The 2,305-nt window shown below is 62.6% G+C and carries 2 protein-coding genes; both read left to right on the top strand.

Annotated elements, in window-relative coordinates; genetic code table 11:
* A partial coding sequence (locus tag NUW23_06915) for a nodulation protein NfeD (GenBank protein ID MCR4425910.1) occupies nt 1-1,164 on the top strand: 1,164 nt, incomplete at its 5' end.
* 5 nt (nt 1,165-1,169) lie between these two features.
* Nucleotides 1,170-2,183: a flotillin-like protein FloA gene (gene floA / locus NUW23_06910; protein MCR4425909.1), complete on the top strand. Its 1,014-nt coding sequence runs from the start codon at nt 1,170-1,172 to the stop codon at nt 2,181-2,183.
* Nucleotides 2,184-2,305 lie beyond the last annotated feature (122 nt).

Below are 2,305 nucleotides of genomic sequence, written 5' to 3'. Positions count from 1 at the left end.
GAAGCGAGACGGGCAGGAGTGGATGCTGCGGTGATCGAGATCGACACGTTCGGAGGCTTCGTCGACGCTGCGGTGCGCATTCGCGACGAGATCATGGGTTCGGGCATCCGGACCATCGCCTACGTCAATCCCAGGGCGTGGTCCGCCGGGGCTCTGATCGCCATCTCGTGCGAGCAACTGGCCATGCAGGCCGGGAGCAGCATGGGAGCTGCGGAGACCAGGCCCCGAGAGGAGAAGAGCATCTCCGCCGTGCGGGCGGAGTTCGAATCCACTGCGGAGATGCGGGGGCGGGATCCGAGAGTGGCTGGGGCCATGGTGGACGCAGACGTCGAAATCCCCGAACTCATCGAGCGCGGCAAGATACTGACTCTCACCGCATCCAAAGCTCGCGAACTCGAGTTCTCCGATTTCACTGTCAAGAACCGCCTGGATTTGCTGGAGCAGACTGGGCTTTCGGGCGCTCGGACAGTCGACGCCACCTTGAGATCCTCGGAATGGCTAGCCCGGGGGCTGACTCATGAGATCATAAGCCAGCTTCTGCTCACCTTGGGAATGCTCGGCCTGGTGGTGGAGGTGCTGACGCCGGGGTTCGGGGTCCCGGGTACCATCGGTGTGGTCTCTCTCGCCTTGTTCTTCGGAGGGCGCGTGATGGGTGGCACGGCGGGCTGGGAAGTTGTCGCCATGTTCATCATCGGATTCGCCCTGCTCCTGGTGGAGGTCTTTGTGATCCCGGGGTTCGGGGTCGCCGGCATTCTTGGGATTGCGAGCATCATGGGAAGCCTGATCTTGAGCTATCCTACGCCTGGGCAAGGGCTCACAGCGTTAGCCGTTGCGCTGTTCATAACCGTCGTTCTCACAGGAGCACTTGTCTCATTCCTCTCATCCAAGCGCGGCGCACGGATGGGGGGAGCGGGACGAATAATCCTGGATGTGGCACAGAGCTCCGACGAAGGCTACCTGCCCGCGCAGCGCCGCGACGCCTACCTTGGCATGGAGGGCGTGACCCTCACACCCCTCCGTCCCGTCGGGACTGTCGAGATAGGTGAGGACCGGGTGGACGCCCTCTCCGAGGGTGGGTTCATTGCCGGGGGGGTCCCGGTCCGAGTGATCCGCGTGGAGGGCAGCAAGGTTGTGGTCCGACCCATCACTACTGAAGGGGAGTGAGATTCTTGTACCCGTTTGACCTGTTCGTGGTGTTCATACCGGTCCTGGTGATCATCTTCCTGCTCCTGCTTCTCAACTTCATCCCGGTGGGCCTCTGGATCTCGGCATGGGCCGCGGGTGTCAGGGTCGGCATGTTCACACTGGTGGGCATGAGGCTCCGCCGGGTTATTCCGGCCCGCATCATCATGCCGATGATCAAGGCAGTCAAGGCCGGCATACCCGCGAGCGTCGACAAACTCGAAGCTCACCACCTGGCAGGCGGGAATGTGGACCGGGTTGTCGATGCCCTGATCGCGGCTCAGAGAGCAGACATCAAGCTCACCTTCGAGCGTGCCGCGGCCATCGACCTCGCAGGCCGCAACGTTCTCGAAGCTGTGCAGATGAGTGTGAACCCCAAGGTCATCGAGACTCCTGTGGTTGCTGCGGTGGCCAAGGACGGTATTGAACTCCGGGCCAAGGCCAGGGTCACAGTGCGGGCCAACATCGACCGTCTGGTTGGGGGCGCAGGGGAGGCCACGGTCATAGCCAGGGTCGGCGAAGGCATAGTGACCACTGTCGGCTCCGCCGAGAGCCACAAGGTGGTCCTGGAGAACCCGGACACGATATCCAGGACTGTCCTGGCGAAAGGCCTTGACAACGGAACGGCGTTTGAGATTCTCTCCATCGACATCGCAGATGTGGATGTCGGCCGAAACATCGGCGCCAGGCTCCAGATGGATCAGGCCGAGGCAGATAAGAATATTGCCCAGGCCAAGGCGGCGGAGCGTAGGTTTGCCGCCCTCGCCCTCGAACAGGAGATGCGGGCGAAGGTGCAGGAAATGAGGGCACGCGTGGTCGAGGCGGAGGCGGAGGTTCCGAGAGCAATGGCCGAGGCCCTGCGAGCCGGGAAGCTGGGCGTGATGGACTACTACAATCTCCTGAACGTCCAGGCAGACACACAGATGAGGGAGTCCATCTCAAGGGCGAGCGCGAGGCCTGCCGGACCCGTGGAGGCCGAGCCCGAGCCCCCGAAGAAGTAGTCTGAGCCGGTAGGGGGCATGACCTTTGGAGAACATCGTCCCGATCCTGATGGTGATCTACCTTGTTTTCTCGTTCGTCGCCCGCATACTCAGGGCCACCATGCAGAGGGCGGAGGCGGAAT

The organism is Bacillota bacterium (assembly GCA_024655925.1).
Classification (GTDB): domain Bacteria; phylum Bacillota; class DTU025; order DTU025; family JANLFS01; genus JANLFS01.
This window is presented reverse-complemented; position numbering and strand designations above follow the sequence as displayed.